The organism is Arthrobacter sp. AFG7.2 (genome assembly GCF_002892835.1).
GTDB lineage: Bacteria > Actinomycetota > Actinomycetes > Actinomycetales > Micrococcaceae > Arthrobacter.
In genome coordinates, this window is the sequence record NZ_PJMB01000001.1 from 218,767 (window position 1) to 243,943 (window position 25,177).

General features: G+C 58.0%; 19 protein-coding genes and 1 pseudogene. 6 read left to right on the forward strand and 14 right to left on the reverse strand.

Features of this window, described 5'->3' with window-relative positions; genetic code table 11:
- Positions 1-143: 143 nt before the first annotated feature.
- Positions 144-773: a hypothetical protein gene (locus CXX84_RS18915; protein ID WP_146031803.1), complete on the reverse strand. Its 630-nt coding sequence runs from the start codon at positions 771-773 to the stop codon at positions 144-146.
- Between the two features lie 190 nt (positions 774-963).
- Positions 964-2,142: a phage major capsid protein gene (locus CXX84_RS01055; protein ID WP_146031804.1), complete on the reverse strand. Its 1,179-nt coding sequence runs from the start codon at positions 2,140-2,142 to the stop codon at positions 964-966.
- Positions 2,143-2,571: 429 nt separating this feature from the next.
- Here CXX84_RS01055 and CXX84_RS01060 point away from each other — a divergent pair, with 429 nt between their 5' ends.
- Positions 2,572-3,771, forward strand: a complete 1,200-nt coding sequence (locus CXX84_RS01060; RefSeq protein WP_102974882.1) for an HNH endonuclease — start codon at positions 2,572-2,574, stop codon at positions 3,769-3,771.
- Here the strand turns inward: CXX84_RS01060 and CXX84_RS01065 are convergent.
- The 5 genes and pseudogenes from CXX84_RS01065 to galE form a co-directional block, all read right to left on the reverse strand.
- The gene (locus tag CXX84_RS01065) at positions 3,768-4,001 is read right to left on the reverse strand and encodes a hypothetical protein (protein ID WP_102974883.1); all 234 of its coding nucleotides are present in this window, start codon (positions 3,999-4,001) and stop codon (positions 3,768-3,770) included. The two genes, CXX84_RS01060 and CXX84_RS01065, sit on opposite strands and share 4 nt — an antisense overlap.
- A gap of 244 nt (positions 4,002-4,245) precedes the next feature.
- Positions 4,246-4,959, reverse strand: a complete 714-nt coding sequence (locus tag CXX84_RS01070; protein ID WP_102974884.1) for a hypothetical protein — start codon at positions 4,957-4,959, stop codon at positions 4,246-4,248.
- 620 nt (positions 4,960-5,579) lie between these two features.
- A complete protein-coding gene (locus CXX84_RS01080; RefSeq protein ID WP_102974886.1) occupies positions 5,580-6,980 on the reverse strand; it encodes a recombinase family protein in 1,401 nt (466 codons plus the stop codon).
- A 40-nt stretch (positions 6,981-7,020) separates the two neighbouring features.
- Positions 7,021-7,287: pseudogene (locus CXX84_RS01085) on the reverse strand (CpaF family protein); the annotation flags it as partial.
- Between the two features lie 109 nt (positions 7,288-7,396).
- Positions 7,397-8,440 (reverse strand): UDP-glucose 4-epimerase GalE, encoded by a 1,044-nt coding sequence (gene galE, locus CXX84_RS01090; protein ID WP_102974887.1) that lies wholly within the window; start codon positions 8,438-8,440, stop codon positions 7,397-7,399.
- Positions 8,441-9,011: 571 nt separating this feature from the next.
- Here galE and CXX84_RS01095 point away from each other — a divergent pair.
- From CXX84_RS01095 to CXX84_RS01115, 5 genes are all read left to right on the forward strand, one after another.
- Positions 9,012-10,442, forward strand: coding sequence for a GH25 family lysozyme (locus CXX84_RS01095; RefSeq protein ID WP_102974888.1), 1,431 nt, complete (start codon positions 9,012-9,014; stop codon positions 10,440-10,442).
- A gap of 90 nt (positions 10,443-10,532) precedes the next feature.
- The gene (locus CXX84_RS01100) at positions 10,533-11,738 is read left to right on the forward strand and encodes a lipopolysaccharide biosynthesis protein (RefSeq protein WP_102974889.1); all 1,206 of its coding nucleotides are present in this window, start codon (positions 10,533-10,535) and stop codon (positions 11,736-11,738) included.
- Positions 11,739-12,152: 414 nt separating this feature from the next.
- Complete coding sequence (locus CXX84_RS01105) at positions 12,153-12,791, forward strand: glycosyltransferase family 2 protein (RefSeq protein WP_102974890.1); 639 nt, start codon at positions 12,153-12,155, stop codon at positions 12,789-12,791.
- Between the two features lie 3 nt (positions 12,792-12,794).
- Positions 12,795-13,217 (forward strand): DUF2304 domain-containing protein, encoded by a 423-nt coding sequence (locus CXX84_RS01110; RefSeq protein WP_102974891.1) that lies wholly within the window; start codon positions 12,795-12,797, stop codon positions 13,215-13,217.
- A complete protein-coding gene (locus CXX84_RS01115; protein WP_102974892.1) occupies positions 13,214-14,386 on the forward strand; it encodes a glycosyltransferase family 4 protein in 1,173 nt (390 codons plus the stop codon). The genes CXX84_RS01110 and CXX84_RS01115 overlap by 4 nt, the downstream gene beginning before the upstream one ends.
- A gap of 280 nt (positions 14,387-14,666) precedes the next feature.
- Here CXX84_RS01115 and CXX84_RS01120 read toward each other — a convergent pair whose 3' ends face one another.
- From CXX84_RS01120 to glf, 7 genes are all read right to left on the reverse strand, one after another.
- Positions 14,667-16,661, reverse strand: a complete 1,995-nt coding sequence (locus tag CXX84_RS01120) for a DUF6541 family protein (RefSeq protein ID WP_102974893.1) — start codon at positions 16,659-16,661, stop codon at positions 14,667-14,669.
- Positions 16,662-16,757: 96 nt separating this feature from the next.
- Positions 16,758-17,852, reverse strand: a complete 1,095-nt coding sequence (locus tag CXX84_RS01125; protein ID WP_102974894.1) for a glycosyltransferase — start codon at positions 17,850-17,852, stop codon at positions 16,758-16,760.
- 120 nt (positions 17,853-17,972) lie between these two features.
- Entirely contained in the window at positions 17,973-20,051 is a 2,079-nt protein-coding gene (locus tag CXX84_RS01130) for an acyltransferase family protein (RefSeq protein ID WP_189337449.1), read from the reverse strand.
- A 101-nt stretch (positions 20,052-20,152) separates the two neighbouring features.
- Positions 20,153-20,890 carry an ABC transporter ATP-binding protein gene (locus CXX84_RS01135; protein WP_102974896.1) on the reverse strand — a complete coding sequence of 246 codons (738 nt, stop codon included), beginning with the start codon at positions 20,888-20,890 and terminating at the stop codon, positions 20,153-20,155.
- Positions 20,891-21,772 carry an ABC transporter permease gene (locus CXX84_RS01140; protein ID WP_102974897.1) on the reverse strand — a complete coding sequence of 294 codons (882 nt, stop codon included), beginning with the start codon at positions 21,770-21,772 and terminating at the stop codon, positions 20,891-20,893. It abuts the gene before it with no gap.
- The gene (locus CXX84_RS01145) at positions 21,769-23,790 is read right to left on the reverse strand and encodes a glycosyltransferase (RefSeq protein ID WP_102974898.1); all 2,022 of its coding nucleotides are present in this window, start codon (positions 23,788-23,790) and stop codon (positions 21,769-21,771) included. The genes CXX84_RS01140 and CXX84_RS01145 overlap by 4 nt, the downstream gene beginning before the upstream one ends.
- Positions 23,787-24,974, reverse strand: a complete 1,188-nt coding sequence (gene glf, locus CXX84_RS01150) for a UDP-galactopyranose mutase (protein WP_102974899.1) — start codon at positions 24,972-24,974, stop codon at positions 23,787-23,789. The genes CXX84_RS01145 and glf overlap by 4 nt, the downstream gene beginning before the upstream one ends.
- Positions 24,975-25,177 lie beyond the last annotated feature (203 nt).

The window sequence follows — 25,177 nt, forward strand, 5'->3', positions numbered from 1 at the left end:
TACCGTCCATAAACGATAGACAGTGGCGAAGGGCCTACCTCGCGCGCGCGACCCCCGGTCAGCCCCGGGGGGAGATGGATCACTGCCGGCAGAGAGGGCCGGACTGATAACTGGATGCGATTTGAACGCCCCCTGGGTGGTAGCTACATGACCGGCTCCGGCTCGCCCGCCAATGACCTACGCATAGCGTCCTTCATAGTCCTGTTGAGCCGCTGGCCCTTGGCCATTCCCTCTTGGTCCCCTGCCTTCAAGTGTTGGAGGTAGACCAAGTACTCGGTGCCAGCTTTGTGCACCGCGGATTCCTCAAGCAGGTCAACGACGCCAAGCAAGGAGTTGATCGAGGAGACGGTGACGAGTATCCGCTCTGTCAGTTCATTTTGAACCGTTACCACTTTGATGACGCCGTCTGCGTTCTTTTCCTGCTCCCACTTCCGCAGGAGATCTTGATGACCGTCGTATCGGTACATAGCCAGGCTGAGTTCGTCCATATGGCGAATGAGTTCGCTGTAGGTAGCCTTCAATTCATCACGTCGCCGTTGGAGGTCTTCACGCCTGTATTGCTCTTTTCTGCGGGTCCCCTCGTTGCGGGCCGACAGGTGTTGCGAAAGGGCAGATGCTCCGACAGCCGCAGCAGCGGCGATGAATGCAGTCCCGAGGGGGAGCCACTGCGAGATCCCATTGCTGTCCGAACCAACAGGGTTAGCCCCGGAGGGAGTTGGGGCAGGTAGAGGCGTCTCGGTTAGCAATGTAGTGAGCAGTGTGGGTAAGTCCATTAGCTGAGGTTATCGCCAAAGAGGGGCAAGGACTGACGGTCGGAAATGATTGGTCCCTGCTCCGACCGCCAGCCTTTTGGGCGCTGGAAAGCCTCTTCACCCCTCATGCCATAGGGACTCGTCTTTCCATCCTTCCCGCGTAGTGTGATGGGACGACAGCGGCGGGTGAGGTTGACGCCCGTACCGCCGACTACGCGGCCAGTGCGACTTCTACGAAGGCGTTAGGACGCTTTACGGCGAAACCGAAACGCCCCTCGAGCCTCATGGTTACGAGGTTTTTGGTGAAGTTTTCACCGGACCGGTCCAGGGCCAGGGTCGCATCTTCCCGAACAATGACCTGGGCTTGCTGCCAATCGCCCAGGACGGCCGTGCCGGCCGGAACCGCGGTGGAAGGCACGCGCGGGACCTTCCACAGCTTCTCCACGCCGTCGCCGCCCGGATCGCCCAGCAAGTACTTTCCGGTGGCCCCGGAGTCCCGTAGGAGGTCCAACGCTTCGGCGTCGACTGGATTCAGGACCAACGCCGTGGGCGTGATGCCGTAGACCTCCAGGCTTGTCATGGCCTTACGGATGGAGGTCAGCGTGTCCGTGGCGAACGCTTGAACAATGATGCCGGACGTGTTGAGCAGGCCGGTCAGGCTTTCGCCGGTTCCGTCGCCGTGCACCACCTGGTTTTCGAGAGCAAGGTAAAGGCCAGCCTCCATCTCGGTCCGCAGGAAGTCTTCAAGGTTTGCATGGTCGGCGAAGTACCGCTCAGGGACCGGCTCCGATAGGTGGGCGATAACCCGAACCCGGTCCTCAACTTCTGCCAGCGAGTAGACCGACGTTGGTTTCAGCGCTCCGTCAGCGACGGGGGCCGCGTTGTTGGTCCGGACCGTCTGCCGCAGGAAGCTGAAGCTGTTGCCGGTGCCGTAGCCTCCGTTGAGGCCCTTGGCCGGGATCAGTTCCAGGAGGGAACGGGGGGCCTCGGACATGGTGACGATGTCTGTTTCGATCGGCGCGGGCACGCCGATGCTGCCCGTAATGAGGGACTTCTGCCCGTCTGTTTCCATTGTCATGGTCTTTGCCATGCGGTCCGCGGCAGCTTTCGCCCAGGACCCTCGCCCGCGGCTGCCGGCGGCCGCGACCTTGACCGGTTCGCCGACTTCGGCCGCCAGCGTCTTTACCTGAGCCAGAATCTCCACGTCAGACTTTGCCCGTTTGAGCTCTTCAAGGGCTTCCCGGCCCTTGGTCATGTGCCTGTCATAGGCCGCCTTTTCCTCTGCCGTGAGGTCACGGCCGGCAGCGTTGGCCTTCTCCGCGATAGTCCGAGCTTCTTGCGCAGCTGCGGTAGCGATTCCGCGCCACATTTCCATACGTTGTGTGCTCATGGGATTGCCCTCCAGGGCATGAAGGTACGCCGGAAGCAGGCGCACTCAAGTGGAATAGGGATCAACACCGGGCGGGCTCCGACGGACGGCGTACCGGTCCAACGGGGCCTTGTGAATTGCGCTGGCGCGCCTGTTCATTGGCCCTGCACCGGTGCCGCTGGTGGGGCACACATTCCTCGGCGGGACCGTATAGACGGGCGGATTGACCCGGAAGACTCCGGTATGACCGTTGGCCGTATCCCTGACGCTGCGCCCCACCTACCGGAAAGGCCCTCAGACTTGAGCCGCTAAACCCCTCGTCCTTAGCCTGCCGGCGCTGGTCACTTACGCTGCCGCCAGATTAACGTGGCTCGGTGTCAATTAACAAGTGACACGCCGGCCCGCCGATTCGGCCCGAAGATTGTCGGACCGGCAAGGCATGATGTGGCTATGGCTCTCATGCTCACCCCACACTCAGTTTTACGGCAACGCATCTTGTCAGTCCTTGCATCCACGGAATCCGGTTCACTTGGCGCTACCGAGGCCAAGAACCGCGTGAACAAAATTTATGGCGACACGTGGACAGCCGGGGACAGAGGGAGCTTTCCGAAACGAGGAACCGAGCCCAAATGGTGGTCCAGGCTCGGCACCGAGCGCGCTCGGATGGTGGAGGACGAACTTCTCGAACTCCATGCCGGCGAAGACGTCTGGACGCTCACTCCGCAAGGGTGGGCCGCGGCCCGCGCGCTGACCTTGGCCGGATACAGCCGGGAACAGGAATTGGAGCGCCGGCAACAGATGTGGCAGGCACTCTTGGACAACGGTGGACCTACCAACGTGGAGCGCGGCCTCCTCAATAACTTGGGAATTTTCGAGGGGCAGCCAGGATTCTGTGTCCCAGCAATGACCAGGACGCCAGCAACACCCGACGGTGTTGTCGTCTCCTTTCTGAACACAGGCAAGCACTACGACGACGAAGTAACCGCAACAGGGGCCATCTACCACTACCCGAAGACCAACCGCAGAGGACGGCACGACGAATCCGAAGTCAACGCAGCCAAAGCCGCGTTCGGACTCGGCCTGCCCGTATTTTTCATCACCACGGGATCACCCCAAAACACCCGTACAGTCCATCGCGGTTACATCGAGGATATGGACGACGCTCGGCAGGTCTTGCTCGTCACCTTTGCCGACGGGGAACTGCCGCCGCCGCCGACTAAAGAAGAGTTGGAGGCGGCGTTCAACATCACCGACGATGAAGCCCCCGAGACCTACAGCCGGCGCAAAAACCGTCCCAACCAGGTGCGCTTCGCGTTTGAAGTGTTCAAGCGCTACGGGGCCGGCTGCGCCGTCTGCCCGGTGGATGTGGACGGGCTGATACAGGCGGCCCACATTGTCTCCAAGAGCAACCAGGGAACCGACGACGCCCGAAACGGCTTGCCGCTTTGCGCCAACCACCATCTCGCGTTCGACCGCGGTTACTGGTGTATTGACCAAGACCTGAAACTACAAACTAAAGCGGACGGGCCGACACTGGACGACCTGGCAATCATCCGTGCCGACCTGTCACACCTGGTCCGCCTCCCGCATAGCGAGGCCCTGAGCCGGGCCTGGACAGACTGGCAAGCCAAGCAGAAAAAGCCCGCCTAGCCCTCCGCCAGAGCGGCCTGAGCCGCTTGATCGAACATCCGGCTGGCCCGATCCGGCCCGAGGGCATAGAGCGCCGCAACTGCAAGCCCACAGGCGGCATGGGCAAGGCCGATCGGGTCCTCGGACTCCGCCAGCATCAGCGAAACCTCATCCTGGCGGTTCTCGGCCATAAGTCGCACCACCGCAAGGGCCTCAAGGCGGTTCGTCTGTCGATTAGCTTGCTTGCTCACTTCTGTTCCTTTCGTTGAGAGGAAATCGGCGTTGCTGTGGGATGGGCGGCGCGTGCTGTGCGCCAGGAGGTTTGGCCGTTCGGCAGTACTTCCCGGCTAAGGTGCGGTTTACAGCGGCGGCACGGGACTGCCCGCCCGTCCAGGTCTGGGAGCCATCCATTGGTGCATCTGTGCGGCTCTGCTTCCGGTTCTGCCGGCAGCCAGGGCAACCCAAGGTCCTGCCGCCGTTCGGCGTCGTAGCTGCTCATGCCCGGACCACCCTTGCGGCTTCACACGCGAAACAGCGCCCCAACGTCTCCCTGAGGTACTCGGTGGTCAATTCGACACCGCAATCCGGACACCAACCCTCGACCTTCACCACGGGTACCGGGGCTGGTCCCACAGGGATGGGTTCATAGGCCATCCACGCCTCGTCCGCGTTTTTCTGAAATTGTGATCGTTCGGGGGAATTACCTACTTCTATTCCCGGCCAGGCCCTTTTGGTTTCCCCGCCGCCGTGCGATTCGCTAACCGACTGGGTTTTCACCCGCGTCTTTTCAGGGGTTTGCTGATTCGTCAGGTGCACGGGTGCCATAAAACCTTTGGTACTGCCGTCGCTTCGCGACTCGCTAACCGAATGGGTTTTCTGTTCTCTCGGCTTGCCCTTTGGGCGTCCGCCTTTGCCGCCATTGGCCCTGTTCGCTGCCTGCTGCTTGATGACGGCGATACTGTCACGTTGGTACTGGGCGTGGTGGATGATTAGATATTTGTCGCCCAAGTCCTGCCAGAATCCGGCAGCCAAGAGTTCCTGGACTGGCCCCGGGTTCTTGGCGAACCTTCGCAGGTCGTCCTTGGGGATGAGGCAGTCCAGCAGCTTCCGGTTGTTCCAGACGAGGGCCTCAGTATGCAATCGGAAAGCAGCGTCGGAGAGCCGCCAGGTGTCGTCGCTGTAGTCGTCTGACAACTTGGTCCAGGTCATGGCGTGCTCAGCAGAATGGCAATGCGCCTTATTTGCGAAGGGGTCAGCGGCGGAGCTTCCGCCACTGTCTTGGCCACATACGCCTCTAGTTTGGCTGCGGCCAAGTCACGACGAAGTTCGGCGTGCTCGGCGTTCGGGTGGTATCGGGTAGCAGCAGCAAGCTTCGCTTTGCTCCGTCTAATTTCTACAGACACAGGAAGAGCCCTCTCGGGATGCATAAATCTGCACCTCACCGGAAGGGCTCGGTTCTTACTCTGCTATGTTGAGGGGTCCTGCAGGGGCCCGCCAGAGCCGAAGCCAGGCTATTGAGCAATACTGTAGCACTGCTCAGCCGCCGAGCAAGTAGTCCTGAACGTTTACCCTGGTACTGACCTGCAATTCGTCCGCAAGGGCAAACACTTTTTCCCACGAACCCCTTAGGTCCCGGAACTTGCCGACCCCTTCACATCTAACGCAGCGCACGGACAAGGGTTGTCGCTTGTAGTCCTTGCTGGCGAACAACCCGTCTACTATTGAGTACCGGCCCGTGTTCCTTCTCATGACACGGCCAATCTGGTGACCGTCGGGACACCTCAAGACAACCATTCCGTAGACTTGCGATGCCCGAGGTCGCGAGCGGCTCACGCGTTTTCCTTCCAGTCGACGCGGACTTGCTCGGGCGAAAAGCGGATGCCCGGGCCGGTGGGCAGCACCGTTATGCTTGCCAGTGCGGAAATTACTGCGCGCCTACGATCGATCGATGCAGCGGCCCAGGCATCAGCAGCACTGGCACCGGTCATGCCGTCTAAAACACGCGACGGCTGATTTCTGGCTACTCTGATTTCGGCCGCTTGCAGCTGGGTTTGCAGTTGTTCGTTGATTCGGCCGAGTTGCCGGGCGGTGATTTCCCCCGCGGCGAAACTGTCTGCGGCTGAGTCCATGCGGCCCAGGATGGCATCCCTGGCTTGGACTGAGTCCATCAGTGCCGAGGGCTCCGGGGAAAGATTAGCCAATAAGCTTGGCTCCGAAAGGCGGCCCACAATGACGGCATTCACCACAGCATCCACAGGCGCAATCTGGCGCGTCAGCTTCATACATTTAGGGCAAACGTAAGACGGAGGCCGCCGTGTTCCCACATTCGGCCGGAGAACGCTTGTACAGCGCCCGCAGAGGCCCAGACCGGACAAAAGATACTTGGGCTCCAGGCCCCTGGAATGCCGCCGTCCAGGCGCACTCAGGACGGCGAGAGCCTCGTCGTAGAGATCCTGACTGACCAGCGGTTCCCAATCACCCTTGCCAATAATCTGGTTAGCGTGAGTTCGATGACCTGCGTACCGCGGCTTTCGAAGCATATTGCCGACAACATTGCCCTGGAAGGGGTTGCCCCGCTTCGTCTTGAAGCCTTGGTCATTAAGGTATTTTGCGAGGTTTCTTAGCGACGCCCCTGCCACGACGAGCTTGTACAACTCCCGGACGGCTGCGGCCTCTTCCGGGTGCACAACGTCTTGGCCTCCAACGTCACGGCCATGGTCGTCCAGCTGGCGCAAACGGCGGTATCCGAATGGGACCACCCCATGGGATTTTCCCTCCGCTGCACTCTGCTGAAACTTTCGCTTCAGGCGGCGGGACATCTGCTCGACCTCGTGGCGCGCGACGTTTCCCTTGATGCGTGCAGTCAGGCGACCTTGGGGCGTCGCCAGGTCTACTTCTCCCCCTACCGAGGCAAGGGCCACGTGGTGACGGTCTGCTAGATCAATGAACCGCTCAAGCTCCGACGGAGTCCGCGTCAATCGATCAACATCGAAAACGACGACAGCGTCGATGGCCCCTAGTTCAATCTCACGAAGTAGGCGCTCATACTCGGGTCGGGGCTTGGTTCGTGTCGCACTGACGTCATTATCGGAAAAAATTTCGGCGACAGGCCATGCACGCCGCAGGGCCTCGGCGGCACAATCGTCGATCTGCCGCCCTACACCCAACGCGGTTCCATCGTCTTGTGAGATGCGGGCATAGATACCGCAGGACTGCACCTGTGTGGTCATACCCAAAGCCTAGCGAAAGCAACGTATAAAGTATTTAGACGGGGGCGTTGAGCCAAATTTCCTCAATCGAAGGATCATCCAGCAGTGGCTGCAACACGCCAAACCCGGCAACAGCATCAAAAAGGAACCTGCGGGCTGCGTCCAGGGGACCTATGGGAGGGAGAGGGCCCAATAAGGCCCTCTCGTCGTAGTCCGATACAGCCGCCTCCACAAGACGGCGGACCTCACCCGCCTGGTGAAGCGGATCCAGCCCACGGCGACGGATAAGCTCGCGGACCTCGTCCTCGACAATTCCCAACGCGTCCATATGTTCCCCAATACAACTGCCGCCCCCGGCGGAGGCAGTGCAACTTGGATAAAGCATAAAGAGCAGCCGGCATGCCGCCAAGTCATGTTTTAGAGAATGTGGAAAACGTTTATCCCACGTTAGCTGGATTGGTGTCTATTTCCTGGGAATAGCCCATCGGATTGTTCTCCTGCCAGCGCCAGTGATCCTGGCACATCTGCTCGAGATTCCGGTGGGCGGACCAGCCCAGGTCCGCGAGAGCCGCAGAAGGGTCGGCATAACTGACCGCTGCATCGCCAGGTCGCCGAGGAGCAAACTCATAGGGCACTGGGTGACCCGCGGCCTTGCCGAATGCTTCAATGACCTCCAGCACAGACGATCCACGGCCCGTCCCCAAGTTCCAGCGGAACACGCCCTGCTTGTCCGCAACATAACCGAGCGCAGCAAGGTGACCGGCAGCCAGGTCCATCACATGGATGTAATCCCGTATGCCGGTACCATCGGGCGTCGGATAGTCATTGCCGAAAACCATCACCTTGTCCCGGCGTCCCACGGCGACCTGCGCCACGAACGGGAGCAAGTTGTTGGGCGTGCCCTGCGGGTCCTCGCCAATCAGTCCCGACTCGTGAGCTCCAACGGGGTTGAAGTAACGGAGGAGTGCGATGCTCCAGCTAGGGTCAGCAGCGCCCAAATCAGAAAGTATGTCCTCGATTTGCTCCTTCGTACGGCCATACGGGTTTGTGGCATCAAGGGGAGCTTTTTCGACGAGTGGCACGTCTTCGGAAGCACCATAAACAGTTGCAGAGGAACTGAAGACCAAGCGGCGAACCCGATGCGCCTCCATGCTATGCAGCAAATTGAGAGTGCCAACGACGTTGTTTTGGTAATACCAGAGCGGCTTTTCGACCGACTCACCTACAGCTTTGAGCCCTGCAAAGTGGATGACCGCTTCAAATTGTTCTGCCGCAAAAAGTCGGTCCACCGCCGCTGCATCCAGAAGATCAATTTTCCGAAAATCGATGTTCCTGCCCGTGAGCTGTTCTACACGTCGGATCGACTCCGGATTCGAATTCAGCAGATTATCGAGGACTACTACATCGTGTCCTTCGTCAAGGAGACAGAGTGACGTGTGCGATCCTATGTACCCGGCGCCGCCGGTGACCAATACCTTCATGCACTCCAGCTTAGAAGAAACTCAAAGGCACGTATGACCCCGCCTTCAAACCCACTTTGAACGGATACATCTCCGCCAGGCTTCGTACGCGTCTTCTTTAACATCCGTAACAGTGGGAACACTAGCCCCAGCAGTCCACCGGTGCTATGGTGAGCGCGTTATTTCTCGATACATCTGTCGGACGTTCCCTGGGGGGAACGCCCTGCAGCTAGCCAGATGAGGGTTCCAGGAACGCCTCATTGCCTCCGGAGCCCACATGAAGCGGAACCTGTCTCATTCCCCTCGCTCAATTCAAAGATACTTTGGGATTGCGCTCTTATGCGCCGCCTTGAGTGCCGCTCCAGGTTTGGCTGCCGTGGCATCTACCCTGGAACCCAGTCCAAAACCAACCCCATCGTCGGCCGTAACCCCCGTCCCAGCCCAAACTGAATCCGTTCAACCGCATCCGACACAGCTTGCTGGACCGACGCCGACTCCAGCAGCACTTGGCCCAGCGGACCCAGCGCCGTCTGCGCCACCGACGAACGCTGGCATCTCGATGGCAGAGAGGCTTCGCACCGGAGACGCAGAGATGGGCCAGCGGTCTGCACGCGTCACCGCAGCCAAACCCTCAGAGTCGTTCAAGCGCCTCAGCATTGAAGCGCTGTCCGCAGAACAAACGTGGATGCCCACTTTCGGTGTTCAAGGCCTAGACGTCAGCAGTCACCAGGGGATACTCGACTGGCAGTACCAATGGAATCTTGGTGCTCGTTTCGCTTATGTAAAAGCAACAGAGGGCAACTACTACAAAAACCCTTATTACAGCTCTCAATATCAGGGGGCACGAAACGTTGGAATGATTCGCGGTGCTTACCACTTTGCTATCCCGAACTGGTCGTCCGGTGCTGATCAGGCCCGCTACTTCGTTCAAAACGGCGGGGGCTGGTCTGCTGACGGTTACACCATGCCACCGGTTTTGGACTTCGAGTTCAACCCCTATGAGGGCGAAACAATTAATGGCTTCTACTTTGGCAACACCTGCTACAACATGTCGCCGGCACAGCTCACATCCTGGGTCCGGGATTTTGGCAGCACTGTCCGTTCAATGACTGGACGGTTGCCCGTTATTTACACCAACACAAGCTGGTGGAACCAGTGCTTGGGCAATCCCGCCGGCTTTGGAGACTACCCGCTATGGGTGGCGTCATATCCCCCCTCACCTACCAACAATGCAGGACCCGTACCGACTGCGAGTTGGAGTAACTACAGTATCTGGCAGTACAGCAGCAAAGGTCCTCTTGCCGGCGACTCCAACGTATGGAACGGCGATCTCGCAGCGCTCAAGCGATTTGCCGGGAACTTCACGGTCTCGACAAGCGGGGCCATTGGCTCCGCTTGGATTGCAGCAGGCGGCGCAAACGGTCTTTATGGAAATGCGACGAGCAATGAAACCTGCACCTCGACCTATTGTGTCCAAACCTTTGAGCGGCGAGCAGCTTTTTGGACTGCCGCCCAAGGCGTTAAGACGGTCTTTATTCCCGGCGCTATAGGCCAGACATGGCTCGCAGCGGGAGGAACATCAAGCTCCTGGGGTCATGCGCTGGACAACGAAAAATGTGCAGCTAATTACTGCTACCAGGTGTTTCAGACCCGGACGGCCTATTGGACTGCAGCAAATGGGGTTCAGACGATTTTTACACCCGGCGCCATAGGACAGGCATGGTTGGCAGCCGGAGGAACAGGCAGCGACTGGGGATTACCTACTTCCAATGAACGGTGCATCGGCAATTACTGCCTGCAGGAGTTTCAACGTCGGACAGCTTATTGGACGGCAGAACAGTGGGTAAAGACCATTTATACTCCGGGTGCCATAGGTTCAGTCTGGCGTGCCCAAGGAGGCACCTCAAGCACGTGGGGAATGCCCACTTCCAACGAAACCTGCAGTTCGGCCGTGTTCTGTTATCAGAATTTCCAGTACCGCCGGGCAACCTGGACGCCTACGGCCGGCGTTACCGTCAGCTGAGTCTCCCGTAAGGCAGTCACTGGGGCACTGCAGCTGGCCCCAGTGACCGCCCTGCGAGGCTTACTTCCGTCAAAGAGGTAGGCTACCGAGGTGAAAAGCCGCCTCATCAGGAACACCATCATTGCGACTACCGGCGTTCTCGCACAGGGCGCCGCGCGTTTCGTCGTCACGATGCTGATAGGCCGGTACTTCCCTGACCGTCTTGGGGAAACATCCTCCATACTTTCACTCTCCCAGTACCTGACCCTCTTTTGGCCAGCCCCCGCCGGTATTGCTGCCACCAAGTTCCTTGGGCAGTATCCAGTAAACGATGCCAGGAGACCAGGCATTCTCGGTCTACTGACCAAGAGCGTCCTGCTTTTCACCGCAGCTTCGATGCTAATCTCAATCCCTGTTGCCTATTTCTTCAGCCACGACCCGATAACGGCGATCTTCAGCGCTTTGTTCGTCGCGTCCTTTGGCGCCTACCTGTTTACCCGCGGCGTTCTCCTTGGGAAAGGTGAAATAGCCAAGTCCACCGTTTTGGATGTCGCCACTTCCCTTTTAACGCTGACGGTACTGCTTGCGGTCCTGCAGGCAGGACTGAGCAGCCTGCTCCTTCTGCCACTTGCACTGGGATTTGGCATCTACTCCGTCCTTGCGTGGCCCAGGAGCAAGGGGCCACTTGTCCCGGAAGACCGTAGGGACGTCTTATCTTTCACTCGCCACAACATCTTCGGCATGATTGCTGCCGGTGGACTTCTTCCTGCAACGATGATCCTGGTGCAGGTTCAAGCCAGAGAATCAGCAGACCTCTTTGCTGCTGCCCTTACGCTTGCAACACCAGCGAACCTGTTGGCCCAGTCGATTACTCAAGTACTGATCCCTCATTTCGCCGCTGGCTACGGCACCGGCGACGAGAACCGTAGGAATTCGATACTTCAGCTGTACCTGGTTTCAGTCCTGGCGTTTGCCATTATCTTCTCAACCCTGATCGTGATGGGGCCTTGGATGCTTGACATTGTCTTCCCCGGAAAGTTCGGCGAAGGATCGATGACGCTTGCATGGCTTTTGGCCACTGTGGGCGCCCAATCGTGCGCGGCTGTTCCTACTGCAGTCCTGCTGGCCACGGGCCAGCAAAAAACCTACGCCGGAATTTGCTTCGTGGCGACCGCCACTGGCACCGTTATGATGGCGATCGGCATCCCGCTTGTCGGACTCAACGGTGCGATTGCCGGCTTTGCGGCGGGTTCCGTGGGATCAGCGCTCTTCATCACTTGGACCGCTTTGCGGCGTTCCTCGCACAAAAATAGCTAGAGCTCGGACGCCCGGTCACCGCGGGATGTGCAGTTGATACTCAGCAGCTCCAGAATTCACAATGCAAGCGAGGTGCGAACTGCTTCCTGCCAGGTTTGGCACACTCGCCAAGCTCACTTCTCGGCTGCTGATCGCACAATCTGCTGGCTACCTGGCGACCGGCACGGACTGCGGCTGCCGGCCACAGAACAGTTTTAGGTCCCGGTATCGACAGCTCCGCCTCGAACCCGGCCACAGAGCTCTGCGACCATTGGCATTTCCCCAACCAGGCCTCGGCTCTCCTGGCAGCCTTAGAACCGGCTACAGTGAGTCACCAAATTACTGATCGCGTGCCGCCAGGCCGATCACGCGGAAAACGCCAGCCAGCGGATGTGGAATAATGTAGCGGTGACTCAGACGTGGATAGTAATACCGATGTACAACGAAGCGACGGTAGTAGGCCAGGTCATCGAAGATCTCTTGCCAACCTTTCCTAATATTGTGTGCGTTGACGATGGCAGCACAGACGGGTCTCAGGAAGCCGCACGACATGCGGGTGCAGTCGTTGTACAGCATCCGATCAATCTGGGTCAGGGAGCTGCCCTTCAAACCGGCATCGAGTATGCACTTCAGGACCCGGACCTTTCATGCGTGGTTACCTTCGATGCGGACGGCCAGCACCGAGTTATCGATGCCAAGGAGATGTCGGACCGCATTCTTTCCGACGAGGCAGACATAGTACTGGGATCGAGGTTCCTGGATAACCGGACACATCTCACGAAGGCAAAACGAATCGTCCTCAGAACCGCAGCTCTCCAACTCAGGATGTCGACCGGTCTTAATCTCACCGATGCTCACAACGGCCTGCGAGCCATCAGCGCGGACGCCGCTGCTAAGATCCACCTCACGCAAAATCGCATGGCTCATGCATCCGAGCTCGTGAACCAAATTGCAGGAATGAACGTGCGGCTGGTGGAACACCCCGTAGAGATTATCTATACCGACTATTCAAAAGCCAAAGGCCAGTCACTTCTCAATGCCATTAACATTGTGGCAGAACTATTTTTTAGGTAGCCCATGCTCATCATTGTCCAAGCCGTTCTGATCCTCGCGGTGATCCTTGTATCAGTTGCCTTGATGCGTGGTGGCAGCAATGCACGCCACTTGGCCATCAGAAGAATCATGCTGTTGATTTTTGCATTTGCCGCAATTCTCTCCATTTTCTTTCCGGAACTGCTATCCCGCCTGGCCAACGCGCTTGGGGTCGGGCGTGGAACGGACTTGGTTCTCTATGCGACCATCGTCAGCTTCTTTGTTTTCATGGCTACGACTTATCAGCGCTTCCGGCATGCTGAAACTTCTCTGACAAAGCTCTCCCGCCGTATCGCCATTGATGAAGCGCCGACGCCATCTGCCTTTCGGCGGGTGACAGCGGCCGATGATCGACCTGCACGCCCCATTGCCCGGAGCGGCGACCGGCAGAACTCAGAGAAGCAGTGAAGCAGCATCAGACGAAAGCACCCAAGCCTCGCCATATAGCGTTCGTCGTCAACAACTACCCGCCCAAGACGGGTGGCGTGGAGCTCCACGTATCATCGCTGGCCAATACCCTGGCCCAAGAGGGTCTGCGGGTGACAGTCATCGCGCTGGATAACGCTGGCGGAGAAACCTTGGAGGGCGGCGTCCGTGTGATCCGGCTGTCCTGCACGCGCCTGATAGGAAACGTTCTGGCGTTCCCTTTTCCTGGCGCAGGAAAACGGCTCAGGCAAAGGCTCCGTGATCTTGAGGTGGACGCCGTATCAGTCCATACCCGTTTTTTCCCAATGACCTACCTTGGTGTGCGCGCCGCCAAGAATCTAGGGATTCCGGCGATTTTAACCGAGCACGGTTCTGATCATGTCCGTGGCGTCAACTGGGCAGTAGGGGCGGCAAGCAAAGTCGTTGATTTCACCCTGGGCAAATACGTGCTCAAGAGTTCCGCACGAGTTTTGGCAATCTCCGAAGCCGCAGAATCATTTGTCTGGAAGCTTGCCCATGTCCGTGCCGAGGTTTTCCGGAATGCTATAAACGTCAGCACGTTCTCAGAATTTTCTCCACCCATGGTCGATCGCCCCAAGGTTGTCTTTCTGGGGCGGCTTGTTCCCGGCAAGGGGTGGGAACTCGCCCTGGAAGTGGCCAAGGAACTGTACCTCGAAGGGTTGGATTTCGACCTTCACTTCATTGGTGATGGTCCCGATCACGGTACGCTCGTGAAAGCGTGCGAAGAAGCAAGGCTGGGCGACCGCGTCAAGATACACGGCCGACTGAATCTGGATGAGATTGCCGTACATCTGCACGGCTCCATTCTTCTCAACCCCACCGTCCTCGCCGAAGGCTTTCAAACGACGCTCCTTGAGGCTATAGCCAGCCGTGCAGCAGTCGTTTCGACACCCGTTGCCGCTGCACGGTACCTTCAGAAATTAGGTGCACCCATAGCAATTGTTGGATACGCGGATCTTCGCGGCTGGGTGCAGAAGACCCGGGACTACCTCCGCGGCGAAACACCACCTATGGGCGCCGAAACACTTCAAGAGTTCGACTGGTCTGTTCGCGGCCGAGAATACCGGGCCATTCTCGACCAGTGCCTGACCCCTGGTAACAAGGCTTCACTACAAAGTAGCGAACACTAGGTTCACCTTACGTTATGGAGCAAAGGAGAGGCCGCTATTTGGCGGCCCCCTTTTGCCGAAGTTGCGTCCAAGAAACCGGTAACCGGGTGGTCGCAACCTAACACGTCACACGTCACAGCAGCTTTCGCCGGCAAGTCCCCCACCGGCTTGGGTGGTCCGGGTCCGACGTTATCGAGCGGCCTGTCGGGGCATATTACAATGGCCCGGAACCGCGGGCGAGATGTGAGGCCAGTGCACACTAGGCCACCCTGAACTCGCGATTCCGGTCCTCGAAAAACCATCATCTTCCACAGGCTGTGATCTGATAAAGCTTGGCTGACCCCTCGGAGTCTATGAGCCTGAAATTGGGGTTACCTTCTAATTCAGTCATGCCTGGAGCGACTTTGATGCGACCGTGCACGCCCTTGGTCCCGAAATCAAGCAAGTAGTAGCTGTCCAGCTCTCGGATAGCTTTACAGACCTCAGGATCCGTGGAAAGGCCGTCCAAGTGTTCGAGGACTGTCAGAGTCGATTCGTCGTACTTCCCGAAAACGTGGGCGGTAAGCGATCTGCGGTCCGCCAAAGCGTAGACCAGGGATGCGCCTGTCCAAGGATTTGCGATTAACGAATATTCGGAATCCACTTGAGCGGGAATCCTATTTATGAGTTCCAGCTCGTCGGAGGACAAGAGTGCGGATTCTTCGTGGTACTGATAATTTTGGGACGCCTGAGCTACAGCCGTAGTGACTGCCCCGCGCTGAACCAGCCCGACGAAAAGTACCACCAGACACACCCCTGAAACAGCTACCAGTATGCCTTTAGGCACAGGTCTGATGCGTGCTGTGATCTTTAGCAGTTTTATTGATCTTGCCCACGCTGCCGTTAGATCCCACAGCCATAGTGCGCCAAAGGTTGCCACTGGAAGTGCGGCTACCGGCAACAAGGCTGCCGGCCGGTAGGGGTCGTTGTACCAAACGCCACCCACAAAAGTCCGCAGATCGCCGAAGGGATATCCGGACACAACAACAAAGGCGAGGCAGGACACGGCGTATACACCGAGGAACCACCGCAATTCGGAGGTTCGAAACAGTCCATAGATACCGAGTGTCGTGAGGAAGAAAATCGCCCACGGAACCGGTCCGCTGATTGGTGCTGATGTTAGGGCCTGTCCTATGGCCTGACTAAGGGTTTGAATAGGCTCCCAAGTGGACATCGCTTCCTCAGGCCGCAGGGCTTTCCACAAAACAGCGATCAGCGCTATATAGCAAAGAGCGGCAAACGCCGGCCACCAGTGGAGGACCCGTTTTCTATTTCCCGTTGTCCTCCACACACGCCGGTACGTATAGGCCAAAATTGCCGGCAAAGTCCACGGCAGGAGGGCCAACAGCGTACTGGGATGAGCCAGTGCGAGGCCGGGAATCACCGCCGCGAATGCCACAACGCAGCACCAAAAACCGGAACTTCGTGGCGTGCCTAGTCTGAGGGCTGCAATAAGCAAAGCGAGACCTGCCGGAAGCACCGCGATGGAAAGGAAATTCGGATACAAAACCCCGAAGTTGACCATGAGGTAGGGAAATGAGGCAAAGCCTGTAGACAACACGGCGGCAGAGAGCAGGCCCGCCCGCCGCTGGCCAAACAAGACCACCACGAGGAAAAGCGAGGACAGAGGCCACAAAAGCGCCGCGATGATCATGTTGGTCGCATTGACAGCCTGCGGTATCCCGGAGCCGCTTAGCTGCATTACCAAGGAGACAATGTCGTGCCACGCCGCAGGATAGAAACCTGCCATACCGTTAGAAGAAGTAAATCCCGCGACCAGCAGAGAAGACGCCTGGTTTGTCTCCTCGATGTAGCGGACGGCGTTGAGATGAAAAATGTTGTCGAATGTCTGTGAGATGTTTTCGGGGTGACCAATGATCTCCCTAAATCTCCACATAATGACGACGAACGGGAGCAAAATCGCCACCACGGAAATGATTTCGGGGCGGCCTGCCACCCTATGGGTGAGCGGGTCCGCACCCCTCATGCGTTCAAACCGCCCGTGCAGTAACCATCTCATGCCACCGACCGCCAGGGACAGCAGAATCGAGGCGGCGAAGACCGGAAGGACGCTCCAATGAAGGCGAAACAGCCCGCATACAATCGCTGTAACAGCGATGAGGGAAACACTAATGGGCATCGCGGTACCGGCGAGGAACCAACCTCTCGCGCCTAGAGATCTTGCTAGCAGGAGACCGGGTGCGATAAGGATGAAAGCCGCAGAGATGAGGCTTGGTGCGAGTTGCCAAAAAAACATTTACTCTCCGAAATAGTTCAGCCGGTATTGGCACTTTAGGACAAACGTGGATACCAGCTTGGAGTGCGTGGTAGGCGTACGGGAAGAGGAAGGTCCCTACTTCCCCGTCAAGACCGTCTTGTAGATAGCCCGGTACCGCTCAACCAGTTTGCGCGGATCAAAGTCCCGAACTGCACGGGCACGAACGGCTTCCGACATCATTTCACGATCACTGTCATTCAAAGCCGCGTATGTGGTCATGGCTAAGGCGAGGGCCGCCACATCACCCGGCGGTACAACGTATGTACCGTCGAATGTAAAGGCGCCGGACATTCCCACATCAGTAGCAATCGCAGGTATGCCTGCCCCGTTCGCCTCAACGCCGACCATAGGGAACGTCTCGCCATATAGGCTCGAGATCACCAAGACGGACGACTGCGCCAGAACCCCTTGAACATTGTTGGTGCTGCCATTGAGAATGAGCGAACCATGATTTAAAGCGTCTTCAAGTCCGGCGCCTCGAACAATAGACATAAGTTCATCATTGCTTGCCTCCATGCCCGGCCCGGTGCACAGAAGTTTCCACTCTGGATTGCCCGCAAGGACTTCGGCGAAAGCAGCGAACAGAACGCGATGGCCCTTGACGGGGTGGAATCTACCGATGGAACTGAAGGTCCGAGATTGGCTGTTGAAGAGGGACTGATGAGACAAGTTCGAAGAGTTCGGAATTGGGTCAGTGACGTGCCGGAATCCTAACTTCCGCGCGAACTCAGCGCTTCCTGGAGTGGGGACGGCCAGGGCAAAACGAAACGACAAGAGTCCCACAGCCCTCGCAATAAGCTTCGTGAGCGGGTGATCAGTCGGTCCGAATCCTTGTGTGTGTATGGTGGTGATCTTCGGTATGCCGGAGCAGCGTGCCAAAAGCGTCACAAGGTCCGCGTGGAAGAGATTTGAGTGGATTACGTCCGGACGGTAACGCTTGACTACCTCTTCGATCGCCCTTAACATCCGCCATAAATTCCGGGAATCTTCTGAAACGTCCAGGTACTCCACGAAGTCAAAGGCTGCCTCAAGTCGAGGGCTAAGCTCGTCACGGCCAAGAAGGACCGCGAGTCCAACATCGTCGCCTGCCGTTCTGCATAGGGCCAGCGTTTCGACCAGGGTTTCAGCGCCTCCAATTTTGGCATCCGTCAGAACATAAAGAATCCTCATAAAAACCTTCTACTAAAGAGTCAAACGTTTTTCACTGTGATCTGAAGACCTGCCTCCTGAAGAAGCAGCTGATCTCATCGGCACAGCACCCTTCGCGGCCGTTTCCCCTCCATCACGGGTCTATCGACCAATATCAGCCTCTTTCATAATTTCAGGCCCAAAAACGGATGAGAGCTGAGCGTTGAGATGATCCAGATCGAAATAAACGGAAACTCCGCCGACTGCCCCATAGCAGTAGGCGTTATCGCAGAAGTATTGCGACATATCGATCAGCTTGACGCTTCCATCGCTGACCATTTTAGAAGCAGCAACGATGGGGTCTGCAGGCAACGCCTCGCTCCGTGGCGCACGACAGGCAGTGGGTTCTCCCGCACTGAGTGGTATGCAGGCAACGTCCCGAACCCGGTCGTTTAGGGGTGGATCAGCTATCGGATAGACACGCGCACCCGCGGCTGTCCATCTGGACCAGTAGCTAACGAACCCGGCTTTGTACTGATCCAGTTGAGACTGTCCGGAACCGTCGTCAATAGTCTCTCCGGCCGCGAAACTGGATGTGAACACTCTCGCAGGTCGGTCACGTTCCACAGCTTCAGCTACATTGCTGCTCCAGCGCCTACATTTCTCGACAGCAGCCGGATCAGCGGGCTTTCCCCGATACCCTACATACCTCACGTCGGCTAAGGGGCAACCGCCGCTATAGCTGACCTTGAGCCGCCAGTTCATGTGACTGGCGATCTTCACCAACGCAGGCTGCCATTGCTGTGCGTGCGAATCACCTACTAACCAAACAGTCTCTACATCTTCGCGTCCGCCAGAAAAGTCACAAATTGCGGGCCCTGCAGGATTAGTTTCACCGAGAGTGTCTTTTGTGCCTGAACATTCCGGGGGCATTGTCCAATACTCGTTGGCGGGGCCCATGTGGGGGTCGATAACAGGCCGGGCAAAAGGATCACCGCACTCGGGTTTGCCGACGGCGCGGGGACCAAAGCACGGCCCATCGGAGTCAGTTCGAGCCAGTTCCGCGGCCGCGGAGGCCTTGGGGGCGACCTGGAGGTGGAGGGTCAGCCCCCCGAGCAATACGACCAGCATGCCTGCTGCGACGCTCACCAACACGCGACTGGGGCGTGAGTGCCGCCTGGAACGCACTATCCAGCGGTCCTCGATCCAGCGCTTCGTAAGCCACGCCAGCACCACCGAGGATAACGCAAGACAGACCTTGACTGGGGTGCCAACGGTCTCGCCTAGTACGAAAGGGGCTACGACAATGAGGGGCCAATGCCAAAGATATAGCGAATACGAGATGTTGCCCAGAAACTGTACCGGCCTCAGCGCTGTAAGTCCGTCATGCCATAGGCGGCCGCCATCATTGCCGGCGAGAATTACCAGGGCAGTCCCCGCCACAGGCGCCAAGGCTGTCCAGCCCGGAAACGGCGTCGCGTGGTCATAGAACACTGCGGAGATCAGCACCATTGAAAAACCCAGCACCGATAGGACGTTGCGGAGCACGAGGGTAAGCACGGGCGGCGAAACCGAAAGCGCCAGCAACGCGCCGGCACCAAACTCCCAAACCCGCACCGGTGTGTTGAAATAGGCCTCGCTGGAAGATGCAGCCGTCAAATAGACGCTGAAGCAGAATGACAGGACCGTGACCACCACAAGTCCCCCCCACAGGACCCGGTCCTTAGCCCAGTTCCGGCCAACAGCCAGTGAGTAGAGCCCCATGAGCGCCAGCGGCCAGACCAGGTAAAACTGCTCCTCCACGGAAAGCGACCAGTAGTGTTGCACCATTGAGGCTGAGGAGTTCATCGCCGAATAATCCACCGCCTTGGCCGCGAGAACCCAGTTTTCAACGTAGAACGCGCTGCCCACAATTTCCTGGGCGTTGGCGGTCCAGCGTGTGTACGGCAGCCAGAGCCATGCCCCGACCAGCGACACCGCCAGGACGGCGAAGGCAGCCGGGAGCAGGCGGCGGGCCCGCCGGGCATAGAACTGTGCCAGCCGCACCCTCCCGCTGGCGAACAACTCCTTGCTCAAGTGGGAAGTAATCAGGAATCCGGAGATGACAAAAAAGACATCTACTCCAACGTAGCCGCCCGGCAACCGGGCAGGCCATAGGTGGTTAAGCACCACGAGGCAAACGGCCAGCGCGCGCAGTGCCTGGATGTCGGTCCGGACGACGCGTTTGGACGCTGACGCCAAGGGGGTATCCGTCCGATTGGTATTACGGTACCTGGAGGAGGCGGTAGGCCCGGCCCGGTTGATGCTTTGTGCTGAAGTTGTGTCTGTAGGCGTCAACGGGATCAGCGCGAGCTTTCGGTGCGAAGCCGTTCGACGGCGGCGTGGATAGGCCCGTCAAAAACAACGTTTCCCTGCCGCAAGACGACGCCGCGGTCACAGATCCGCGATACGAGGTCCAAGTCGTGGCTCACGACGACGAGCGTCTTTCCCGCAGCCGATAGTTCTTTGATCTTGTCCAGGCATTTTCGCTGGAAAGGCTCGTCGCCGACGGCGAGGATTTCATCGACCAGGAAGACCTCGGGATCCGTATGCACAGCCACCGAGAACGCCAGACGCAAATACATCCCGGACGAATAGAACTTTACTTCGGTATCAATGAACTGTCCTATTTCAGAAAAATCGACGATGTCATCAAAGCGTTCCCTGATTTGTTGCTCGGTCATCCCCAGGATGGCGCCGTTTAGGAAGACGTTATCGCGGCCGGACAGATCTGGATGGAAACCTGCTCCAACCTCGATAAGGCCGGCGACCCTTCCCCGCGTCAGCACTGTTCCGGAGTCGGGAAGCATTACACCTGAAATGTGCTTAAGAAGGGTGGACTTGCCGGAGCCGTTAAGGCCCAGCAGTGCCACTGTTTCGCCAGTTTTGACCTCTAGCGTCACCTCTTTGAGGGCGTGGAACTTCTCAGAGAGATCCCCCTTGCGTCCTTTCGCCAGCCACACTATCGCTTCCTTGATAGACCTGGTATGCCGCAGTACGAACTGCTTGCTGATGTTTGACACTTCAATTGCGTTAACCACTTACAGCTCCTGCGCAAAACGGCCCTCAAGCCGCCGAAAGGTGAATTGACCCAACGCAACGATTGCCAAGGCGACCCCAAGTCCTATGGGAAGCCAAAGGCTTAACAAGTTAGGCGGCATGGCGGCGGATCCATCGGTGGTAGGAAACCAGAAGGCGAAATGGAACAGCTCTACTCCGATGGTGATTGGATTTGCCTGGTAAACGCCATACCATCCGCTGCCGAGTTTCTCCTGGACCATGGTCCAGGCATACATAACAGGCGAAGCCCAAGTGGCAACCATGAGCAGCATATCCACCAGGTTCTCAGAATCGCGGAAGTAAACGTTGGCAGCACCAAAAAGAAGGCCTAATCCAGTGGCGAGCAATCCGACAATGAGAAACCCTGCCACGGCAGCGAGTAGCTGAAAGATGTTGGGATGCCAGCCAGCGACGAGACATCCCGCGACGAGAACAACCAGCTGCGGAAAGAAGTGCACCGCAGATACCCACACGGACGCCACAGGGAACAACTCCCGTGGAAGGTAGATCTTCTTGATCAAGTTCCCATTGTTGACAATGGACCGAGCCGCGTTGCCCAACGCCTCCGAAAAGAAGTTGATCAGGACGATGCCTGAGAAGAGGTACACCGCATAATTCGACAGACCCTCGGGGTTCCTCGGGCTACGCTCCAACCCGAGGAAAACGCCCAAGGCCACGTAAAAGACAACGAACTGCACTCCGGGCTTTACATAAGACCAGAGCAAACCCAGCACAGAACCGCGGTAACGAACCTTTAGCTCTTTCCGAACCAACAATTTGAGCAGAAAGCTCGATTGTCGAACGTCCCGCAGCCCGCTGCCTAAGCCGGGGGCGCGCAGTTCGCCCGGTGAAACTCCGCTCACTTGATCTCATTCTGAGTGTGTTGTTCGAACGTTTTCCTCCAGGACTCGATGGAGGTGAGGCTTTCCAAGGCAGACTTGTACTTCTTACTGAGCGCGGGCCATTCCTTCAGGAGAGCAGCGTGAAGCCGGGCGCTTTCCGCCAACATCGTCCGCAACTGTTTCGGATCCCGCCGGTACCAGGAGGCACCCGTGCCCTCAGCGTTCGAAACCACTGCGCTGTCGTACTGCGCCATGCGCCACCAACGGTTATCTTGGTGCGCCACCGTCGTCTGAGGCCGATCCACGCTCGTTCCCTTGACGGGGCTGGCAAGTTGGCGCAAAACGGTTTTTGCCGCCCACGGCAGCAGGGTCACCTTGGACGGCTGCGAGGGGCCATGCCCTCGGCGGGGTGGCTTATCCATTTTTGGGGACGGGAAGTCCTCAGGGTCAGGTCGGACTACTGAATCCGAGTGACCGGACATCATTTCCCGGATCTTCGGCAACTTCGAGGGCAGCAAATCAGGCAGCGCTGCAGGGCCCTTCAGGACATCTGCCAGCGCCCACTGACGACCCTGAGCAGTGGCATACTGCATGGAGACGAGATGCTTGACATCGGCATACTGAGACTCCTTAATCACTCGGCCACCAAATTCATAAGGGCTGTGCAGCAGCGCCGCCACGACACGGTTCCGGGCATGGAAATAAGCCTGCCACCCAACCAAGTCGTCTTTGTCAATCCAGGACACGTGCCAGACAGCGGAGCCCGGCAGAGACACTGTGGGAAATCCCTGCGCTTTCGCCCTCAGCCCATATTCGGAGTCGTCCCACTTGATGAACAACGGCAAGGAGAGCCCAATCTCCCGGATGACCTTTGTCGGAATCAAGCACATCCACCATCCGTTGTAATCAACATCGCACCTGCGATGCAGCCACGACGTCTGACGCAGGTTGGACGACTGGAAGTCATGCCCAAGGGTCATGTCGTCACTGGGGAGGGAAGGCTGGAACCTATAGGGGTTCACAACTTCACCGAAGGTGTGCAGAACCGTCCGGTTATAAAGGTCGAACATGTGTCCGCCGACAAGAGTCGGGGTCTTGCATCTGTCGGCGAATGTGAGCAACCGGATGATACTTTCAGGCTCCACGACAACGTCATCGTCCATCAGGAGCACGTAGTCGCTGCCATTTTCAACAGCTTCGAACATACCCCGCGCGAACCCTCCAGACCCGCCCAGATTCGATTGGTTTATGATGCGCAATTTTCCATTCAACGACTTCTTGACGTCGTCAAAGCCTTCTGCTTCTGCGAGCTTCTGGGTGCCCTGGTCGACAATGAGGATCTCCTGAACGTGCTCAAGAGCCTCCTTGCTGTCAGCCAAAAGCCGGAGGTTATTGAGGCAGAAGTCAGTCTTGTTCAAAGTGGTGATTTGGAGGGTGACAGATCCCGGCTTGCTCTGTGCCGCCGGCCCCTGCCATTCGGCCTCAAGCATCACAAGCGGTTCAGTTCCTGCGAGTAGGTCAAACCAGTACCAGCCTCCGTCGCCGAAGGGTGCGAGCGAAAGTTCGAAATAGTTATCTGCAATTCCCTCAACCCTGCGGGTATCGACGCGCTGCAGCGAGCCCCTGGCGTTGGACTTGTACACGATAACCGACCCTGTGCCCTGCGTCCGAACGTGGAGACGGATCTTGTCCACCGTCGTCCAACGCCGCCAATAGCTGGCGGGAAAAGCGTTGAAGTAGCTTCCAAACGATACCCGTTCACCGGAACGGACGGACGTGGAGTGGCGGGAAAGGAAGTCTTCGACATGCGCTTCCTTGGTGGGGCTGCTGACGGCTCTCCCACCCGATGGCATTCCGTCCCTGTCACCGACTGTGGGCAGCTGGATACCAGTGGCCGTCCCCATATCCATGTACAGGGGTACCGTATCCATCTGGCTGACGCTGGGAAGAATCACCCGCTGAAGGGCGTCCCACTCGCCGGACGACGTTCCTGCCACTTCGGCGTTGACCTTTTTCTGGCTTGTTGTCGACACGCTCATGCGTCCACGCCTCCGCTTTCCAGCTTTACGCCGCTTTCGTAGTGCGGCCGAATCTTGTTGTCGAACATGCTGAGGGCCGATCCGATCGCCATGTGCATATCCAGGTACTTATACGTGCCAAGCCGGCCGCCAAACAGGACGTCCTTTTCAGCGGCAGCAAGGTCGCGGTACTTGAGCAAGCGCTCCCGGTCCGCCGAAGTATTGATGGGGTAGTAGGGCTCATCGCCCTTCTCAGCGAAGCGGGAGAACTCACGCATGATAACGGTTTTTTCCGTCTGGTAGTCACGCTCGGGATGGAAGTGGCGTGGCTCAATGACGCGGGTGTAGGGCACGTCGTCGTCGTTGTAATTCACAACGGAGGTTCCCTGGAAGTCCTCGATATCGAGCACTTCTTCCTCGAAATCAATGGTGCGCCAGGAGAGGTCGCCCTCGGCGTAGTCAAAGTAGCGGTCAACGGGCCCCGTATAGACCACAGGGATGTTGCCGACCACTTTGCTCCTGCTGTATTCATGCGACTCGTCGAAGAAGTCCGTGTTCAGCCGCACCTCAATATTCGGGTGGTCGGCCATTTTTTCGATCCAGGCTGTGTAGCCGTTCGTCGGCAGGCCCTCGTACTTGTCATTGAAGTACCGGTTGTCGTAGTTGTAACGCACCGGGAGCCGGGAGATGATGCCCGCCGGCAGGTCCTTGGGATCGGTCTGCCACTGTTTACCCGTGTAGTGCTTGATAAACGCCTCGTAAAGGGGTCGGCCGATCAGCTGGATCCCCTTGTCGTTGAGGTTCTGGGGATCCGTTCCCGCAAGTTCACCGGCCTGTTCCTGAATGAGGTCCCTTGCCTGTCCGGGCGTGAGGTTCGCACGGAAGAACTGGTTGATGGTTGCCAGGTTGATCGGCAGGGAGTAGACCTCGCCCTTGTGCACGCCGTACACCTTGTGAACGTAGTCCGTGAAGGTGGTGAACCTGTTTACGTACTCCCACACCCGCTCGTTGGACGTGTGGAAGAGGTGGGCACCGTAGCGGTGGACCTCGATACCGGTTTGCTCTTCTTTTTCGCTGTAGGCATTGCCGCCGATGTGGTGGCGGCGGTCGATGACGACGACCTTTAAGCCGAGCTCGGTAGCGGCCTGTTCTGCGATTGTCAGGCCAAAAAAGCCGGACCCTACAATGACGAGGTCAGCGGTCACAAAATCTCCTGGTTTGAATGCGGGCAGCGCAATCGTGCGCATTGTCTGCTGCTCTAGCCTACCCGAGGGACTGTGGCGCCCGTCGAATCGGGGTGCCGGTCGCCCGCGGAGCTCCAGTCCCGGACAGTTGTCCACATAGGGCTGTTCGGGCCGCTGTCCAGCGCACTCCTCTGGCTAGCGTGGGTTCAAAGGCATCAAAAGGA

Bases quoted from the DNA above. Each gene is read 5' to 3' on its own strand.
- CXX84_RS01110 (WP_102974891.1), top strand. From the start codon at position 12,795: ATGCTCATCATTGTCCAAGCCGTTCTGATCCTCGCGGTGATCCTTGTA.
- CXX84_RS01055 (WP_146031804.1), bottom strand. From the start codon at position 2,142: ATGAGCACACAACGTATGGAAATGTGGCGCGGAATCGCTACCGCAGCT.
- galE (WP_102974887.1), bottom strand. From the start codon at position 8,440: ATGAAGGTATTGGTCACCGGCGGCGCCGGGTACATAGGATCGCACACG.
- CXX84_RS01105 (WP_102974890.1), top strand. From the start codon at position 12,153: ATGTACAACGAAGCGACGGTAGTAGGCCAGGTCATCGAAGATCTCTTG.
- CXX84_RS01120 (WP_102974893.1), bottom strand. From the start codon at position 16,661: ATGTTTTTTTGGCAACTCGCACCAAGCCTCATCTCTGCGGCTTTCATC.
- CXX84_RS01125 (WP_102974894.1), bottom strand. From the start codon at position 17,852: ATGAGGATTCTTTATGTTCTGACGGATGCCAAAATTGGAGGCGCTGAA.
- CXX84_RS01095 (WP_102974888.1), top strand. From the start codon at position 9,012: ATGGGCCAGCGGTCTGCACGCGTCACCGCAGCCAAACCCTCAGAGTCG.
- CXX84_RS01060 (WP_102974882.1), top strand. From the start codon at position 2,572: ATGGCTCTCATGCTCACCCCACACTCAGTTTTACGGCAACGCATCTTG.
- CXX84_RS01070 (WP_102974884.1), bottom strand. From the start codon at position 4,959: ATGACCTGGACCAAGTTGTCAGACGACTACAGCGACGACACCTGGCGG.
- CXX84_RS01145 (WP_102974898.1), bottom strand. From the start codon at position 23,790: ATGAGCGTGTCGACAACAAGCCAGAAAAAGGTCAACGCCGAAGTGGCA.
- CXX84_RS01080 (WP_102974886.1), bottom strand. From the start codon at position 6,980: ATGACCACACAGGTGCAGTCCTGCGGTATCTATGCCCGCATCTCACAA.
- CXX84_RS18915 (WP_146031803.1), bottom strand. From the start codon at position 773: ATGGACTTACCCACACTGCTCACTACATTGCTAACCGAGACGCCTCTA.